Raw genomic sequence first — 16,793 nt, forward strand, 5'->3', positions numbered from 1 at the left:
TAGAATTTGGTTGGTTTTCTCTTATAGTTAATTAATATAAGAAACCCGAGACAGTAGTCTCGGGTTTTGTTTTTACCATTTTATTATTACACTTCCCCAAGTAAAGCCACTACCAAAAGCGGCTAGTACAACAAGGTCTCCTTTTTTAACTTTACCTTGTTCCCATGCCTCTGTTAAAGCTATTGGAATAGAAGCTGCTGTTGTATTACCGTACTTCATAATATTATTAAATACCTGATCATCCTTCAATTTAAATTTTTTCTGTATAAATTGTGCTATTCTAAGATTAGCTTGGTGGGGTACTAACATATCAATATCTGTTGCCTCTAAATTATTTTTAGATAAGCCTTCCATTATTACTTCACTAAAACGAACTACCGCATTTTTAAACACAAACTGTCCATTCATATAAGGAAAATAAGATACATCATCCATGTTATTATCTTTAATAATATCTGTTACCCATCTTTTTCCCATTCCTGGTGCAAGTAATGCCAGTTCTTCTGCATGCTGTCCTTCAGAATGTAAATGCGTAGAAAGTATTCCTTTAGTAGTATCTTCTTCTCTGCTTAAAATTGCTGCTCCGGCTCCGTCTCCAAATATTACAGAAACACTTCTGCCTCTTGTTGTCATATCTAAACCTCGAGAGTGTACTTCGGAACCAATAACTAGAATATTTTTATACATACCACTTTTTATATATTGGTCTGCTACAGAAATACCATAAACAAAACCAGAACATTGGTTTCTAACATCTAAAGCTCCTACCGTTTTTATTCCCAAATCTCTCTGTACCAAAACCCCAGGACCAGGGAAGTAATAATCGGGGCTTAGAGTAGCAAAAACAATAAAATCAATATCATCCTTATCTATTCCAGCCCTTTTAATAGCTATTTTAGCAGCTTTAACCCCCATTGAAGTTGTTGTATCTTCTTTAGAAACTACATGTCTGCGTTCTTGTATGCCTGTTCTTTCTTGTATCCAGGTATCATTCGTATCCATTACCTTAGATAAATCGTCATTAGTTACTACATTATCTGGAACGTAATATCCTAACCCAGTAATTTTAGAATTAAACATAAATTATATTGTATTTTGAGTAATTTTTTGTGTTAAAAAATTGCAAGTTAGTAACTATTGTTAAAACTATAATCTCTCTAATATACCTATTTTATAAGGATATTATAAATACAAAGGCATAAAACGCTTTCCAATTCAGATTAAAAAAGAAATAAACCTCTTATACTGACAAAAAATGTGTCAGTTTGTCACCGTAAGTTATAATGGTATTTTTTTTGAATATAAACTATCATTAACAATTAAAATGAGATATAGAAATGTCACAAGGTAAAATTAATGTATCCGTAGAAAATATATTTCCACTTATAAAGAAGTTCTTATATAGTGATCACGAAATATTTTTACGTGAATTAATATCTAACGCAACAGATGCTACTTTAAAATTAAAACACCTAACCTCTATTGGGGAAGCTAAAGTAGAATATGGCAATCCTAAGATTGAAATAAAAGTAGATAAAGAAGGGAAAAAGATTCATATTATTGACCAAGGTTTAGGTATGACTTCTGATGAAGTGGAAAAATATATAAACCAAGTTGCTTTCTCTGGTGCAGAAGAGTTTTTAAATAAATATGAAGACGGTGCAAAAGATACAGGTATAATTGGTCATTTTGGTCTTGGTTTTTACTCTGCTTTTATGGTTGCAGAAAAAGTAGAAATTATAACTAAAAGTTTTAAAGATGAACCTGCTGCACACTGGTCTTGTGATGGGTCTCCAAACTTTACTTTAGAAGAAAGTAAAAAAGAAGATCGCGGAACCGAAATAATATTACACGTTGCAGAAGATTCTACTGAGTTTTTAGAAGAAGGTAGAATTACGGAGTTACTTAATAAATATAATAAGTTTATGCCTGTCCCAATAAAATTTGGAACTAAGACAGAAACTTTACCAAAGCCTGAAGGTGCTAAAGAAGAAGATGAAGCACCTACACAAGAGGTAGATAATATTATAAACAATCCTAACCCTGCATGGACAAAACAACCTGCAGACATAGAAGATGAGGATTATAAAGGTTTTTATAGAGAATTGTATCCTATGCAGTTTGATGAGCCTTTATTTCATATTCATTTAAATGTAGACTACCCATTTAACTTAACTGGTATTCTTTATTTTCCAAAATTAACGAACGATCTTAACGTTCAGAAAGATAAAATTCAACTGTACCAAAACCAGGTATTTGTTACGGATAATGTAGAAGGTATTGTTCCAGAATTTTTAACCATGTTACGTGGTGTTATAGATTCTCCAGATATTCCTTTAAATGTATCTAGGTCTTATTTACAGGCAGATGGCGCAGTAAAGAAAATATCCTCTTACATTACTAGAAAAGTTGCTGATAAACTTTCTTCTTTATTCAAAAATAATAGAGAAGATTTTGAAGCAAAATGGAACGATATTAAAATTGTTATCGAGTACGGTATGCTTTCTGAAGACAAGTTCTTTGACAAAGCAGACAAGTTTGCTCTTTACCCAACTGTAGATGAATCTTTCTTTACTTTTGAAGAGTTACAAGAGAAAATTAAAGCTAACCAAACTGATAAGGATGATAAATTAGTTATCCTTTACGCATCAGACAAAGAAGCACAGCACAGTTATATTGAAGCTGCAAAAACTAAAGGGTATGAAGTTCTTTTAATGGATTCTCCTATTATTGCGCACTTAATGCAAAAATTAGAAGGCTCTAAAGAGAATATCACTTTTGTTAGAGTAGATTCTGATCATGTAGATAATCTAATTAAAAAAGAGGATAATCAAATTTCTAAGCTTTCTGATGAGGAAAAAGAAACTTTAAAGACCGATCTAGAAAAAACCATTGAAAGTAAAAGTTATACTATTCAATTAGAAGCTATGGATAGTTCTGCCTCTCCTTTTATTATTACAGAGCCAGAATTTATGCGTAGAATGAAAGAGATGCAACAAACTGGTGGTGGCGGTATGTTTGGAATGGGTAACATGCCCGAAATGTACAACTTAGTAGTAAATACTAACCATGAACTGGTAAGCGAAATTCTAAACACTAAAACGGCTAAGAAAAAAGAACGTTTAATTAATCAATCTTTAGATTTAGCGAAACTATCTAAAGGTTTATTAAAAGGTGCCGAATTAACCGAGTTTATAAAACGAAGTTATGATATGGTAAAATAAGCTATTTCTTCAGTAAATAAATCTCGATTATCTAGTAAAAATAAAACCCCTTAGAATAATAATAATTCTAAGGGGTTTTTTATCTTTAATATATGAAAGTAATTGCAACAAATATATCTAAACCCACTACTATTGTTTGGAATGGTAAAGAAGAACAAACAGGTATTTATAAATATCCTGTAAATGAACCTATTTTTTTAGGAAAGTCTGATGTTGAAAAGGACACTGTTATAGATAGAAAACACCATGGTGGTATAGATAAAGCCTGCTATTTATTTTCTGCCGATAATTATGAGTATTGGAAAAATCTATACCCTAATTTAGATTGGAACTGGGGTATGTTTGGAGAAAACATTACCGTAGAGGGGTTAAATGAATCTACTTTAAGAATTGGAAATATTTATACAGTAGGAGAATGCAAAGTACAAATTACGCAACCAAGAGAGCCTTGCTATAAACTTGGTATTAGATTTGGTACTCAAAAAGTTTTAAAAGAATTTATTGAACACCAATTTCCTGGAACCTACATTAAAGTTTTAAAAGAAGGTAATGTAAAAACTGGAGATAGTTTTGAGTTAATGGAAGAATCAGATAATTCTTTAACCATACAACAGTATTATAATTTATTATATGCTAAAGTTAAAGATGAAGAAATTATTAAAACAGCAATTACTAATTCTACTCTTCCTGAACATAAAAGAGAAAAGCTAAAGAAATATCTTTAGCGCATATTATATAAAAAACAAAAAAAGGGAGGCTCTCCAGCCTCCCAAAAAAATTAACTTAAACCAACTTAATTAACTAAAAAATATTTTTCGTAACTCTTTTCTCCGTATGTAACAGATAATGTGTAATTACCTTTGTATGCTCCTGAGAAATCAAAAGATTTTTCTACTACCATTTTATCTTTTACATCTTCTTCAAAAACTAATCTATTATCTTCATCATAGATTTTTATCATTACGTCTTCTTTATTTAGATTTAAAAGATTAATAGAAACGCTTTCTTTTGTTTCTTTAAAAAATGGTTTTAGAATTTCTTTTTTATCAAGAATTACCAACTTATTATCTTCTACTTTAATGGAGTAAGTAGTTGATTTAAAATCGCCTTCTGTTTCAAAGAAATATACACCATCTTCTAAATTTTTTAGATTAAATTTCTTAGAGTACAAATCATTAGATACACTTTCTGTATAAATAACATTCCCCTGATTATCTTTAAGCTTTATGTATGTATTCTTAGATGCATTCTCTAACTCTAATACTAAAGTTTTAGCTTCACTGTAAGCTGTCAAAATTAATTTTGGCTCTTTTGCCATGCTTATTGCTGCAATAAACATAAAGGCAACTACGGTTGTGGTTTTTAAAAATGCTTTCATAATTTCTAAATTTTAATTACTTATTAAAGACACTACAAACATACAGTAGCTTTATACCCTATACTACAACACATTTTTCTTATTTATGTGCTATATTACCCTAGTAGTAGGTTAATTTAATGTTAACAGGCAATTTACCAAACAATTAAAGGATTTAGCCCCTATTTACACTATTAAGAGGTTACATAGTAAAAAGGTAATTTCATAGATATTATTATCTATTAAATAAAATTTATAAATTACTATTTACTACTACTCTTTAAACCATACTTTTTAACCTGTCTAAAACAATATTTAATACCAATAATAAAGGAGGTATTAATAAAACTAAATTTTTTAGCAAAAAAAGGAGGCCATAGGGCCTCCTCTATAAAATTAATATAATTAAGTCTTAATTAACTACGAAGTTTTTATTATAACTTTTATCTCCGTGTAAAACAGATATTCTATAGTTACCTTCATAAGCTTTAGAAAAATTAAAAGTTTTTTCCACTATCATTTTTTCTTTTACTTTTTCTTCGAAAACCAATCTACTTTCTTCATCATAGATTTTTATCATTACATCTTTCTTATCTAAATTTAATAGGTTAAGAAAAATTCGTGAGTCTTTTTCTCTAAAAAATGGCTTTACTATTTCTTTTTTATCAAGAATAATTAATTTATTACCCTCTAGCTTAATGGAATAAATAGTAGATTTAAACTCTCCATCTGTTTCAAAGAAATAGGTGCCATCTGTTAACTTTTCAAGATTAAATTTCTTAAAATACAAATCATCAGATACGCTCTCTGCGTAAATGACATTGTCCTGCGCATCTTTAAACTTAATGTAGGTATTATTAGATACATTCTCTAATTCTAACACTAACATTTTAGTTTCACTGTAAGCTGTCAAAATTAATTTTGGCTCTTTTGCCATGCTTATTGCTGCAATAAACATAAAGGCAACTACGGTTGTGATTTTTAAAAGTGCTTTCATAATGTCTAATTTTAAATTACTAATTAACGACACTACAAACATACACCAGCTTTACCCCATACACTACAACTCATTTTTCCAATTTATGTCTTATTTTACCCGTCTAATAAGTTAATTTATAGTTAAGAGGTAATTTACCATATTTTATAGTTAATTTAGTAAACAATTGTTGTTTTTAGTTACTTATATTTACACTAGCAAATAAAATAAAATGTTTACACAAAAACCTGCTTTTGAAGCTATAGAACCTAATTTTGGGAACTCTTTTACCTACCAGAAGTTTGATGAAGATCATGTAAATAATAATACTTCTTGGCATTACCACCCAGAAATAGAATTGGTATATGTTAACGGTGGTTCTGGAAAAAGGCAAATAGGAAGTCATGTATCTTATTACTCGGATGGCGACTTAATATTAATAGGTAGTAATTTACCACATTGCGGACTTACAGATAGTTTAACTGGCAATACTAGTGAAACCGTTGTGCAAATGAAGTTAGATTTTTTAGGAAATGATTTTTTTAAAATTCCAGAAATGAAAAAAATAAAGAGCCTTTTTGATGCATCAAATGGTGGTATTGCTTTTTCTGGAAAAACAAAAAAACAACTTGGAGAAAAAATTGAAGTCTTAGAATACCAAACAGATTTTCAAAGATTATTATCTATCCTTAGTATATTAAATCAATTAGCAAACTCTACAGAAACTATATTTTTAAATGCAGAAGGCTTTTCTTTACAGACAGATGTTAAAGACAATGACCGTATTAATATCGTTTTTAATCACGTAAAAAATAATTTTACCGAAGAAATTACCTTAGACCAAATATCTAATATGGTTAGTATGACGGTTCCTTCTTTTTGTAGATATTTTAAAAAAATAACTAATAAAACGTTTACCCAGTTTGTAAACGAATATCGTTTGGTACATGCCTCTAAATTACTTGCAGAAAAACCATTAAGTATTACTGAGGTTTGTTTTGAATGTGGTTTTAATAACTTTTCACATTTTAATAAATCGTTCAAAGCGTTTACTGGTCAAAGCCCTTCTGATTATAGAAATGAATTAAAAACGTTACTACATTAAAAAAATCGGCCGTGGGAACCGATTTTTATACCTTATAATAACCAAACACTATCTTTAATAGCTAGGTATATCCTATTAATATTCTCATGTAAGACTATTTATATACTATAAATCAAACCTCATGCCAAAATTTTAAAACAAGTTATTTAGAACCTTGGCAAGCCTAACACCACCCACTTGTAATTGTTTCTCTACTGTTGTCCACCATACATAACTATACTTGTAACTTAGTTTTTCACCTATCTCTACAGATTCATAAATCTTATTTGCTAGGTCTTGAGATTCTTCTACCCAATCATAAATAGTACCTTCTTGTATAGCTTTCCTTTTTTCTTTATTAATTTTAGGTAAAGAACTTGCAAGCTCGGTATAACTCATACCATGATCTTCTATCATATTAGTATCCCAAATTTTATGCAAATTACTTTCTTTAGAAAACCATTGCACTTGTATGTCATTACCTCCTTTATCTTCTAGCCTACCAACATGTAGTGGTTGGTGCAAATCTCCAATAAAATGAACTAGTAGTTTTAAATAAAACGCTCTATCCTCTTTACTTCTTTTTTTATTCTTTATAATAGATACACACTTTTCTATTCCCTGTATTACATCCCCATATTTACTAGGCTCTACATCGGTATATTTTTTTTCTTCCGGAAAATTAACATAATGCCAAGCACTAAACTCTCTAAATTTTTTATCCGCCTTTATAAAATCTGCATAATTGGCAACAGAAGCTAAACTTTGACCATCTAATAATTTACTTATCTCTTTTCTTGCCTTTCTTGTTAGGTACTTCTGAGCTACTTCCCCTACTACTCTATGCCCTTTTTTTGACCAAAAAATAGAATTTCCAAAAGAAAGCTGAACTATAAAAAAGAATAGAATTGTAATTTTTCTCATTTTATAAATTTTATCAAAATTAAGAATTACAAGATTAAGGCATTGTTACTATTTAACCTTAATAGGTTTGCTGTTCTATATAGTATAAATTTGTATTTTAACAGATATAAAATATATGACCTATACCATATTATGTTCCGATTTAGATGGTACTTTACTTACAACAAAAAGTGATGTATCAAAAATAACTATTTCAGAAATAGAAAGAATAAAAGATAAAACCCAAATTATTCTTGTTTCTGCTCGTATGCCAAAAGCTATGCGGTATATTCAAAAAGACCTTGGTATTATACAAGAACCTATTATCTGTTATAATGGTGCTTTAATTTTAAAGGGCAATATAGAAATTTCTTCTACAATAATAACTACCAGTCAATTAGAAGCCATCTACAACTTAGCCAAAAAACACCAAATAAAACTAGGCCTTTATTATAAAGATGAATGGTATGTAGAGGAGGATTCTGAACGTGTGCAAAAAGAAAAAAAACATACTAAAGTAGATCCTCTTTTTAAAAATATAAACACTGTTCTTAAGGAGTGGAAAAAAAAGGATGTAGGAGCGCATAAAGTAATGCTAATGGGAACAAAAGAAAGCACAGATATTGCTTTTTCTCAATTACAAAAATCTTTTTCTAAGGAACTAAACATATACCAATCTAATGATACACTAATAGAACTTTCTCCTAAATCAGTTTCTAAACTATCGGCTATAAAAGAACTTCTGAAAAAAAATGAGACTCTAGAAAATGTTATTTCTTTTGGAGATAATTATAATGATATAGATATGTTACAGCATACTGGCTTCGGTGTTGCTGTAGGTAACGCCCGGGAAGAGGTAAAAAGAATAGCAAATGTAACTACTTTAAAAAATACAGAAAATGGTGTAGCACACTATATAAAACAACATCTTTAATTTGGTTATATTTGAAAAAGATGTAATTCTTTATTTATGACTCAAAAGTTATTACCCCAACCACTTATTACAGAGGATACTGTTACATTTGGTTTACTTGCTTTATGCTTAGGTTTTGTTTTCTATACCTCTTCTATAAAAACAGGATTTTGGAAAAAATTTTATTCAATCATTCCTGCTGTGCTAATGTGCTACCTATTACCTGCTCTATTATCCTCTTTTGGTGTAATTGCCGAAAAATGGCATATAGTAGATACGTTAGGAAATCTTAGTGAGCATAATTCTAGATTATATTATATGGCCAGTAGATATTTATTACCTGCGGCATTAGTACTAATGACTTTAAGTATTGACCTAAAAGCTATTAGCAACCTAGGTTCTAAAGCCTTAATCATGTTCTTAACTGGTAGTGCTGGTATAATTATAGGCGGACCATTAGCTATTTTAATTGTTTCTATATTTTCACCAGAATCTGTAGGAGGTAATAATTTTGATGCTATTTGGAGAGGACTTTCTACTATTGCAGGAAGTTGGATTGGCGGTAGTGCCAACCAAGCTGCTATGTATGAAATATTTAAGTATACACCAGAAAAATACGGTGGTATGGTATTGGTAGATATTTTTGTTGCCAATGTATGGATGGCTATACTATTATTAGGTGTTGGTAAGACTAAAAAAATTGATGCATGGCTTAAGGCAGATACTTCAGCTATTGAAAAACTAAAAATTAAAGTAACAGAGTTTACAGAAAAAATTACACGAGTACCAACTTTAGGAGATTATATGATTATGTTAGGTTTAGCTTTTACAGGAGTGGGTATTGCACATTTTTTTGGAGGTAATATAAGTACTTATCTTAAAGAAAATGTCTCTGCAATTGCAGATGCAACTAATTTTTTATCCTTTCTTGGTTCTAGTTTCTTTTGGATGGTAGTAATTGCTACTGCTGTTGGTATAGTATTATCTTTTACAAAAGCTAAAAATTATGAAGGAGCTGGGGCCAGTAAAATTGGCGGAATGTTCATATACATTCTGGTTACTACAATTGGCATGAAGGTAGATTTAGGTCGGGTTCTAGAAAATCCTGGACTTATAGCTATAGGCTTTATTTGGATTAGTATACATGCAATATTATTAATAGCAGCTGCAAAACTAATTAAAGCGCCATATTTTTTCTTAGCGGTAGGTAGCCAAGCCAATGTTGGTGGTGCAGCTTCTGCTCCTGTTGTTGCAGCAGAATTTCATCCTTCCTTAACATCGGTAGGTGTATTACTTGCTGTTTTTGGTTATGTAGTGGGTACTGGCGGAGCACTTTTATGTGCTTACCTTATGGAAATAGCATCTACCCTCTAAAGAAAAACACCATTTTATATTCTTAATTTCTATCCTTTAATAAGTGCAAATAAAAAAAAATAAAGATATTTGCCGCAATAAAATTACTTCATGAAAAAAATAGCACTTGCAATTACTTTAACCGTATTCTTAATTTCTTGTGGTGGCGACACGCAAAATACAATGACCGTAACTGGGAATGTAAAAGGTTTAAAAAAAGGGAATTTATATCTTCAAAAATTTAAAGATACCTTACTAATTACTTTAGATTCTTTAAAGGTTGATGGTAACGGTTCTTTTACTTTTAAAACCGAAGTAGAAAGCCCAGAAATATACAATTTATATTTAAAAAAAGAAGATTTGAATGAATTCAATGATCGCATTACTTTTTTTGGCGAACCCGGAGTAATAACTATTAATACTTCTTGGGACACTTTTGATCGCAACGCTAAAATTACTGGTTCTGAGAGTAATATAAAGTATAACGAATACCGAAAAATCATGTCTAATTTTAGTATTAAAAACATTGAAATCATACAAAATGCGCAAAACTCTAAAGTTGCTTTAGATTCCTTACAAATAGACTCTGTACAGAAACTAAGCGATAAAACAATAAAAAAGAGTTATGCTTATGCCATTAACTTTGCTCTTACAAATACAAATTCTACAGTAGCTCCATATGTAGCGTTATATGAAGTTCCTGATGCAAATAGAATATATTTAGATTCTATCTATAACTCTTTAACTCCAGAAGTGTCTTCCTCAAAATACGGTAATGCCTTAAAAAAGCACTTAGACAAATTGCCTAAATAAAAAACATAAAAAAAAGTCCACCAATGGTGGACTTTTTAATTAATATCAATTTTTCTTACTAACCCAATTTGTTTAGTTCTTCAACTAAACCTTTTGCTTTAGTTTCTAATTCTTCTTTTACAGCTTTAAGATGTGCTTTTCTATCCTCAACACCTCTTTTGTTTACTTTTGCAATTAAATCATCAAAAGTAGCAATTGCACCATCTATTATTGAAGCTCCTTCTTTAGAATCTTGCTTATTATTTGCAGCTTCTACTATATAAACAGCTTCTATAATATCTCCTAAAACGTAATTAATATCTTTTTTTAAATCTTTAATACTTGCCATTATTCTATTTTTTTAGCAAAAGTAAAGGTTTTAGAATAAATCTATATAAAAGAGTATCTTAAATAGTTACTTCTAATAATTTAGCATTAGAACCACTCAAGGTTATCATGTTAGTTCTTGCTGGCACTAATACTGTTTCTCCTTTTTCTATTATAGCAGAACCTGCCTGTGTAGTTACTTCAACTTTTCCGCCAACACACATATATATTGTAAAAGAATCTCTTTGCGTTACTTCTTGGGTTAAATCTTCCGTTATTTCAATAAAATTAGTTTTAAAATACGGACAATCTACCATGGTATTTATTTGGTTACTTTGGGTAGGATAATTTACAATAAAATCATCTTTCTTCTTATAATCCATAGCATCTAAAGCCATTTCTGTATGTAATTCCCTTAAATTACCTTCTTTGTCTTTTCTATTAAAATCAAAGACCCTATACGTAACATCAGATGTTTGCTGTATCTCAGCAAGTAAAACTCCTGCTCCTATAGCATGAATTTTTCCAGTATTTATAAAGAACGTATCCCCTTCTGATACATCCTCGTAATTTAATAAATCTAATAAAGTATTATCTTCTAAGCTTTTGCTATACTCCTCTTTGGTTACATCTTTATTAAAACCAACAATTAAGTTAGCTTCTTTATCTGCATCCATAACATACCACATTTCTGTTTTCCCGAAGGAATTATGGCGTTCTTTTGCCAAAGCATCATTTGGATGTAATTGTATAGACAAATCTTGTTTAGCATCTATAAACTTAATAAGAATAGGAAATTCTTTACCAAAACGTTGCACAACACTCTTACCTAATAACTCTTCTGGGTAATCGTTAATTAACTCTTGCAAAGAAACTCCCTGTAACTCTCCATTAGACACTTGTGAGATATCTCCAGGCACCCCAGAAAGTTCCCAGCTTTCTCCAGTAATTTCGCTCTCACTAGGTTTCCCTAAAACATCTTTTAGCTTTGTTCCGCCCCAAAGACGTTCTTTTAATATTGGCTGGAATTTTAAAGGGTAAAGTTTCATAATTACAATTATATTTATTTTGTCTTAAAATGAACGATTTTTCTTACAAAATAGTATTGAGAACTTTAAATTAAAATTTTAATACTATCCACAAAAAGTAACGTAATTTCTAGGCGTTTCATATAAAACCACCTCTAAATCTTTATCCTTATCTATAAAAGGTCTTAAAGTTTTCCAAATAAAAACAGCTATATTCTCTGCGGTTGGGTTTACCTCCTTAAAAGCGGCAATTTCAATATTTAAATTTTTGTGGTCTAAAGCGTCTTCAATGTGTAATTTTATAAGGCTTTTTAGAACCTTCATATCCATTACAAATCCTGTTTCTGGGTCAATTTCTCCATATACACTTACCACCAATTCATAATTATGACCATGAAAATTAGGGTTATTACACTTACCAAATACTTCGGCATTTTTTGCATTGTCCCAATCTTTTCTATAAAGTCTATGTGCAGCATTAAAATGTGCTTTTCTACTCACTTTAACTTTCATAGTCCTTCTCTATTTTGATTTATATGCGTGTAAAATTTCTCAAAAATAATCTTAAACCACACCGTATAAATTTCTGGGTTAATTGCAATATCTTTTTTAATATCAACTGGCTTCATCCATTTCCAGCTTTCTACTTCATCAAGATTTATTTTTGGTTCTCCATTATAACTACCTATCATAACATGATCAAGTTCATGTTCTGTTAAACCATTATCAAAAGGTGCTTTGTATATAAAAGAAGTTACTTCTTGTAGTTCTGCAGAAAACCCCATTTCTTCTTGTAATCTTCTTTTTCCTGCTTGTATATTACTTTCTCCTACTCTTTGGTGACTACAACATGTGTTTGTCCATAGCAAAGGAGAGTGGTATTTATGCGCGGCACGTTGTTGGAGCATTGTTTCTCCATTTTTATTCATAATAAAAACAGAAAATGCTCTATGTAAAACCGCTTTTTCATGCGCTTCCATTTTTGGCATAGTACCAATTGGCTCATCATTAGTATTCACTAATATAACTTCTTCCTCTTTCATTTTGTAAAAATAACATCTTTACAGAATATATAAAGAGAATATGCTTTTTAAAAGAATCTTGGAGATTTTAAATTATCCTTTGTATGAATAAAGTCGTACCTTAAAATAACTTCAAAAGAGCCATCATTAAAGGCTGCATTTCCCAACTCAGTTACCTCACGATCGTACGCCAATCCTATAAGAAATTTGTTAGACAAATTAAATCCTAACATACCACTAAAAGCAGCATCCCAACGGTATGCAGCACCTACAATAAACTTATCTACTAGCATAAAATTTGCCGATAAATCTACTTGTAATGGAGCTCCTTGCACTAATTTTGCTAGTATTGTTGGTTTAAATTTTAAATTGGGATTTAAGTCCCAAACATATCCTGTAATTAAATAAAAATTCATTTGCTCCTTTGCTGTTGATAAGGTAGACTCATCAAAATGAGAGGTTTGTAAAAAACGTGGAACAGATAAACCTGCATAAAACTTTTGGGTATGATAGTATACTCCTGCACCAATATTAGGTGAAAATCTATTATCTATATTTTGTTGTAAATTAGGATCTGTAGTAAATTGATTTAATTCTGAAAAACGAACATCTAATAAATTTGCACTTGCTTTAAGTCCAAAACTTAACCTGCCTTCTGTAGATGTCCATACGGTATATGAAAAATCTACATCAAAATTGGTTTCTGAGGTTGGTCCTATCTTATCATTTACAATAGATACCCCCAAACCTACTCCTCTATATCCAATAGGAGAATGTGCATTTAAAGTTTGTGTAGTAGGTGCCCCTTCTAGACCAACCCACTGTGCTCTATACAAAGCCGCAATACTCATTTGCCCTCTAGATCCTGCATAAGCCGGATTTACACTTACCGTATTATACATATACTGTGTATACTGCGCATCTTGTTGTGATTGTAACATTCCTGTAACCAAAAATACTAACACCACCATACCCCTAACAATCCAGAGAGGAATTTTAATTTCTTTATGGATATTTTTCATAAATATCATTTATCTGTTTATATATATGTAACCTGACAGAGATTTCATATTTCCAGTGGCTTGTTCATAATCTAATATGTAGAAGTAAGTACCTACTGGTAGTTTATTATCTACATTAACAGTAACTCTACCTGATGATGTACCATCAAAAATATTTCCTTCGGTATTATATGCATTTGTACTGTACACTAATACACCCCATCTATTATAAATTCGAATAGAATTATTTGGGAAATTTTCTAACCCAGAAATAGTTAACACATCGTGCACTCCATCGCCATTTGGTGTAAGTACATTAAATACTTCTACTTCATTTTCATTAACTATTAAATCTGGTTGTAAGTAATTAGGGGTACCATCGCCATCACTATCATCATTGGCATAGTCTCCATCACCATTTAAATCTTCGTCTATAGTTTCTATACCATCATCATCATCATCAGTATCTCTATAATCAGACTCTGCATCGCCATCTGTATTTGGTAAATCATTATATGGATCATCTAATTCATCATTTACATCTAAATCTATGGTAGATGCTCCTTCAAAACCATCATCTAAACCATCATCATCTTTATCAGAACCAATTAATACTACATCTGGTATACCATCATGATCGTGATCATTACCCTCTATATAATCTGGGACATTATCATTATCACTATCTTCATCTACATAATCTGGGATTAAATCGCCATCCGTATCTTCTGGTATAATACCTAGATTTCCGTTTTGTTCATACGCATCATCTACACCATTTGCATTTGCATCTACACCACTAGGCGCAATATAATCTGCTGTAGTTTGTGCTTCTAAATTATCTGGAATACCGTCATTATCTGCATCTATATCTAAATAATCTGCAAAACCATCATTATCCGTATCTGTTGGGTTTGTTGCCGGATCATTATCGCCATCAACATTTAAATCTTCAAAACTGTCTAAAATTCCATCGTTATCGGCATCTAAATCGGTAGCATCTGTTACTAATACTGTAACTGTAGCTGTACTACAATTTCCTGCGTTATCACACAGCGTATAATCAAAAGTATCATTACCAACATAATCTGCATTTGGAGTATAGGTTACCGTATCGTCTGATGGATCGTTAGGCGTACCATTATCATTTATTACTACAGTGCCATTCGTTGGCGGTGTAGCAATAGTTAATGTACCAATACTAGGTAAATCATTATCATTATCTAGTATAGCAATAGCTACTGGTGTATTTTCTTCTGTAGCAATAGAATCATCTATTGCATCTACTATTGGCAGCACTGTTATATCTACAGTTGCTGTGCTACAATCTCCAAAAGTGTTACAAACCGTATAGTTAAAAGTATCTGGTCCATTATAATCTGCATTGGGTGTATAGGTAACTATATCATCCAATGGATCATTAGGCGTGCCATTATTATTTATGGCAACAGTTCCGTTAGTAGGTTCTGTACTTATTGTTAAATTTCCTGTTGTTGGTAAGTCCGAATCATTATCATAGATAGGAACTATTACCGATTGGTCTTCATCTGTACTTACAACATCATCTACTAAATTGGCTGCTTCATTAATACACACTACTGTAAAATTTGGTAATGCGCTATCATTACCTGCTTTTGTAATTATTGCTGTATATTTTTCTACTGTCTGTGTTGCAATTACTGTTGGTCTATTTTGATCTCCTGGTAATGGCGGACTCCAACTTATTGTAGCATTTGGCGAAACATTATTAGAAACATCTAAAGTAACCTCATTAAAAGGAGAGTTACAGTTGGTTACAATAAAATAACCTGTTGCGTTAGATCCACAAATAGTACCATCATAGGTTGCAAAATAAACCCCTCTTTCTGTTACTTCTAAAAAAGAATCTGTTCCTAATACCGTACTTGTATCCGAAGCCTCATACCAGCGATAATTAGTTTCATCGGTAGTATTAGGAGCTTGTAATACATATTGTGCATTAGATGCTACAATCCCCAGTAATACCAATGTAAAACTGAGGAATATTTTTTTATATGTGTAGGTTTCTTTCAAACTTAGTTGGGACTTTATGTTTGTAAATTGTATTATTTTACAACAAATACAACATTAATTAATGAATTATAATCTGCTGGTTGGTTTATAACATCATAAGTCATTACACCAAATTCATTTACAGATACATTAGCAAAAACACTAGTATCATAATACGTTATATAGTAATACAACTCTGTATTCGCATAAGTTGGTATTGCTGCTGGTGCTTGGCTTGCTCCTGTACCACTCACTACCATAGGGCTTCCATATTGCGCTGTATATTGTGTATATAAATTAATTGTTCTTCCTGTACCATTTGTTGATGCATCTACTGCAATTGATGGTGGATAAAATATTCTAGCTGCTTTAGAAGTAATTGGTGCTATTGCCTGTATAACTTCTTGAACATTAGTTTCTGTTGTAAATCCTTGTGCTGCAGATTTTCCTGCATCATCTACATCAATAGGAGCTCTTAATTCTACTTCATCATCAAATTGATCGTCCGAACCTAAAGAAGCTAATGGTACATCTCTGTCTCCACCACCATCTGATAATCTTAAATTATTACCAACTATTCCAAAAGCTGTATTGTATTCATTTCCAATATTTGAATCGGCATCATTAACATTAAGAGTAATATTGTTACCTTCTGATATCGCTATATGACCAGGGTTTCCATTTGTTGATAATGTTTGATCATCTGTGTCTACTGCTAATGCACTTAAATCTACAGTTACTGGAACTTCTGCATCATCTTCTAAAGATATTGCTAATTCACT

General features: G+C 31.0%; 17 protein-coding genes. 6 read left to right on the forward strand and 11 right to left on the reverse strand.

Going from position 1 to position 16,793, the window contains the following annotated elements; translation table 11 throughout:
- Positions 1-72 precede the first annotated feature (72 nt).
- Positions 73-1,080, reverse strand: coding sequence for a beta-ketoacyl-ACP synthase III (locus tag Q0945_RS14850; protein ID WP_299436006.1), 1,008 nt, complete (start codon positions 1,078-1,080; stop codon positions 73-75).
- 257 nt (positions 1,081-1,337) lie between these two features.
- Here Q0945_RS14850 and htpG point away from each other — a divergent pair, with 257 nt between their 5' ends.
- Positions 1,338-3,224, forward strand: a complete 1,887-nt coding sequence (htpG, locus tag Q0945_RS14855; protein ID WP_299436009.1) for a molecular chaperone HtpG — start codon at positions 1,338-1,340, stop codon at positions 3,222-3,224.
- A 92-nt stretch (positions 3,225-3,316) separates the two neighbouring features.
- Positions 3,317-3,949 carry an MOSC domain-containing protein gene (locus tag Q0945_RS14860; RefSeq protein WP_299436012.1) on the forward strand — a complete coding sequence of 211 codons (633 nt, stop codon included), beginning with the start codon at positions 3,317-3,319 and terminating at the stop codon, positions 3,947-3,949.
- A 68-nt stretch (positions 3,950-4,017) separates the two neighbouring features.
- Here Q0945_RS14860 and Q0945_RS14865 read toward each other — a convergent pair whose 3' ends face one another.
- Both Q0945_RS14865 and Q0945_RS14870 read right to left on the reverse strand, forming a co-directional pair.
- Positions 4,018-4,602, reverse strand: coding sequence for a hypothetical protein (locus tag Q0945_RS14865; RefSeq protein ID WP_299436015.1), 585 nt, complete (start codon positions 4,600-4,602; stop codon positions 4,018-4,020).
- Positions 4,603-4,993: 391 nt separating this feature from the next.
- Positions 4,994-5,578, reverse strand: coding sequence for a hypothetical protein (locus Q0945_RS14870; RefSeq protein ID WP_299436017.1), 585 nt, complete (start codon positions 5,576-5,578; stop codon positions 4,994-4,996).
- Between the two features lie 211 nt (positions 5,579-5,789).
- Here Q0945_RS14870 and Q0945_RS14875 point away from each other — a divergent pair, with 211 nt between their 5' ends.
- A complete protein-coding gene (locus Q0945_RS14875) occupies positions 5,790-6,662 on the forward strand; it encodes an AraC family transcriptional regulator (protein ID WP_298487262.1) in 873 nt (290 codons plus the stop codon).
- 132 nt (positions 6,663-6,794) lie between these two features.
- On the opposite strand, the gene Q0945_RS14880 is transcribed toward Q0945_RS14875, so the two are convergent.
- Complete coding sequence (locus tag Q0945_RS14880; RefSeq protein ID WP_299436021.1) at positions 6,795-7,565, reverse strand: S1/P1 nuclease; 771 nt, start codon at positions 7,563-7,565, stop codon at positions 6,795-6,797.
- Between the two features lie 115 nt (positions 7,566-7,680).
- Here Q0945_RS14880 and Q0945_RS14885 point away from each other — a divergent pair, with 115 nt between their 5' ends.
- The 3 genes from Q0945_RS14885 to Q0945_RS14895 all read left to right on the forward strand — a co-directional run bounded on the left by Q0945_RS14885 (position 7,681) and on the right by Q0945_RS14895 (position 10,623).
- Entirely contained in the window at positions 7,681-8,478 is a 798-nt protein-coding gene (locus tag Q0945_RS14885) for an HAD family hydrolase (protein ID WP_299436024.1), read from the forward strand.
- Positions 8,479-8,514: 36 nt separating this feature from the next.
- The gene (locus Q0945_RS14890; RefSeq protein WP_299436027.1) at positions 8,515-9,831 is read left to right on the forward strand and encodes a DUF819 family protein; all 1,317 of its coding nucleotides are present in this window, start codon (positions 8,515-8,517) and stop codon (positions 9,829-9,831) included.
- A 90-nt stretch (positions 9,832-9,921) separates the two neighbouring features.
- Positions 9,922-10,623 carry a DUF4369 domain-containing protein gene (locus Q0945_RS14895; RefSeq protein ID WP_299436030.1) on the forward strand — a complete coding sequence of 234 codons (702 nt, stop codon included), beginning with the start codon at positions 9,922-9,924 and terminating at the stop codon, positions 10,621-10,623.
- 58 nt (positions 10,624-10,681) lie between these two features.
- Here Q0945_RS14895 and Q0945_RS14900 read toward each other — a convergent pair whose 3' ends face one another.
- The 7 genes from Q0945_RS14900 to Q0945_RS14930 form a co-directional block, all read right to left on the reverse strand.
- Positions 10,682-10,951, reverse strand: coding sequence for a hypothetical protein (locus Q0945_RS14900; protein WP_121069366.1), 270 nt, complete (start codon positions 10,949-10,951; stop codon positions 10,682-10,684).
- A gap of 58 nt (positions 10,952-11,009) precedes the next feature.
- Positions 11,010-11,978 (reverse strand): type I phosphomannose isomerase catalytic subunit, encoded by a 969-nt coding sequence (locus Q0945_RS14905; RefSeq protein ID WP_299436037.1) that lies wholly within the window; start codon positions 11,976-11,978, stop codon positions 11,010-11,012.
- Positions 11,979-12,062: 84 nt separating this feature from the next.
- Positions 12,063-12,470, reverse strand: coding sequence for a 6-carboxytetrahydropterin synthase (locus Q0945_RS14910; RefSeq protein WP_299436040.1), 408 nt, complete (start codon positions 12,468-12,470; stop codon positions 12,063-12,065).
- Positions 12,467-13,000: an isopentenyl-diphosphate Delta-isomerase gene (gene idi / locus Q0945_RS14915; RefSeq protein WP_299436043.1), complete on the reverse strand. Its 534-nt coding sequence runs from the start codon at positions 12,998-13,000 to the stop codon at positions 12,467-12,469. The genes Q0945_RS14910 and idi overlap by 4 nt, the downstream gene beginning before the upstream one ends.
- A gap of 47 nt (positions 13,001-13,047) precedes the next feature.
- Positions 13,048-13,950, reverse strand: a complete 903-nt coding sequence (locus Q0945_RS14920) for a type IX secretion system membrane protein PorP/SprF (RefSeq protein ID WP_299436054.1) — start codon at positions 13,948-13,950, stop codon at positions 13,048-13,050.
- A 60-nt stretch (positions 13,951-14,010) separates the two neighbouring features.
- Entirely contained in the window at positions 14,011-16,032 is a 2,022-nt protein-coding gene (locus tag Q0945_RS14925) for a gliding motility-associated C-terminal domain-containing protein (protein WP_299436046.1), read from the reverse strand.
- Positions 16,033-16,064: 32 nt separating this feature from the next.
- Positions 16,065-16,793: hypothetical protein (locus Q0945_RS14930; RefSeq protein WP_299436049.1), on the reverse strand; the 729-nt coding region annotated here is incomplete at its 5' end.

Origin of the sequence: uncultured Maribacter sp. (genome assembly GCF_947500405.1) — a bacterium.
Classification (GTDB): Bacteria; Bacteroidota; Bacteroidia; order Flavobacteriales; family Flavobacteriaceae; genus Maribacter_B.

Excerpts from the sequence above, each read along its gene's own strand:
- Q0945_RS14850 (WP_299436006.1), bottom strand. The coding sequence starts at position 1,080 with ATGTTTAATTCTAAAATTACTGGGTTAGGATATTACGTTCCAGATAAT.
- htpG (WP_299436009.1), top strand. The coding sequence starts at position 1,338 with ATGTCACAAGGTAAAATTAATGTATCCGTAGAAAATATATTTCCACTT.
- Q0945_RS14860 (WP_299436012.1), top strand. The coding sequence starts at position 3,317 with ATGAAAGTAATTGCAACAAATATATCTAAACCCACTACTATTGTTTGG.
- Q0945_RS14865 (WP_299436015.1), bottom strand. The coding sequence starts at position 4,602 with ATGAAAGCATTTTTAAAAACCACAACCGTAGTTGCCTTTATGTTTATT.
- Q0945_RS14870 (WP_299436017.1), bottom strand. The coding sequence starts at position 5,578 with ATGAAAGCACTTTTAAAAATCACAACCGTAGTTGCCTTTATGTTTATT.
- Q0945_RS14875 (WP_298487262.1), top strand. The coding sequence starts at position 5,790 with ATGTTTACACAAAAACCTGCTTTTGAAGCTATAGAACCTAATTTTGGG.
- Q0945_RS14880 (WP_299436021.1), bottom strand. The coding sequence starts at position 7,565 with ATGAGAAAAATTACAATTCTATTCTTTTTTATAGTTCAGCTTTCTTTT.
- Q0945_RS14885 (WP_299436024.1), top strand. The coding sequence starts at position 7,681 with ATGACCTATACCATATTATGTTCCGATTTAGATGGTACTTTACTTACA.
- Q0945_RS14890 (WP_299436027.1), top strand. The coding sequence starts at position 8,515 with ATGACTCAAAAGTTATTACCCCAACCACTTATTACAGAGGATACTGTT.
- Q0945_RS14895 (WP_299436030.1), top strand. The coding sequence starts at position 9,922 with ATGAAAAAAATAGCACTTGCAATTACTTTAACCGTATTCTTAATTTCT.
- Q0945_RS14900 (WP_121069366.1), bottom strand. The coding sequence starts at position 10,951 with ATGGCAAGTATTAAAGATTTAAAAAAAGATATTAATTACGTTTTAGGA.
- Q0945_RS14905 (WP_299436037.1), bottom strand. The coding sequence starts at position 11,978 with ATGAAACTTTACCCTTTAAAATTCCAGCCAATATTAAAAGAACGTCTT.
- Q0945_RS14910 (WP_299436040.1), bottom strand. The coding sequence starts at position 12,470 with ATGAAAGTTAAAGTGAGTAGAAAAGCACATTTTAATGCTGCACATAGA.
- idi (WP_299436043.1), bottom strand. The coding sequence starts at position 13,000 with ATGAAAGAGGAAGAAGTTATATTAGTGAATACTAATGATGAGCCAATT.
- Q0945_RS14920 (WP_299436054.1), bottom strand. The coding sequence starts at position 13,950 with ATGGTGGTGTTAGTATTTTTGGTTACAGGAATGTTACAATCACAACAA.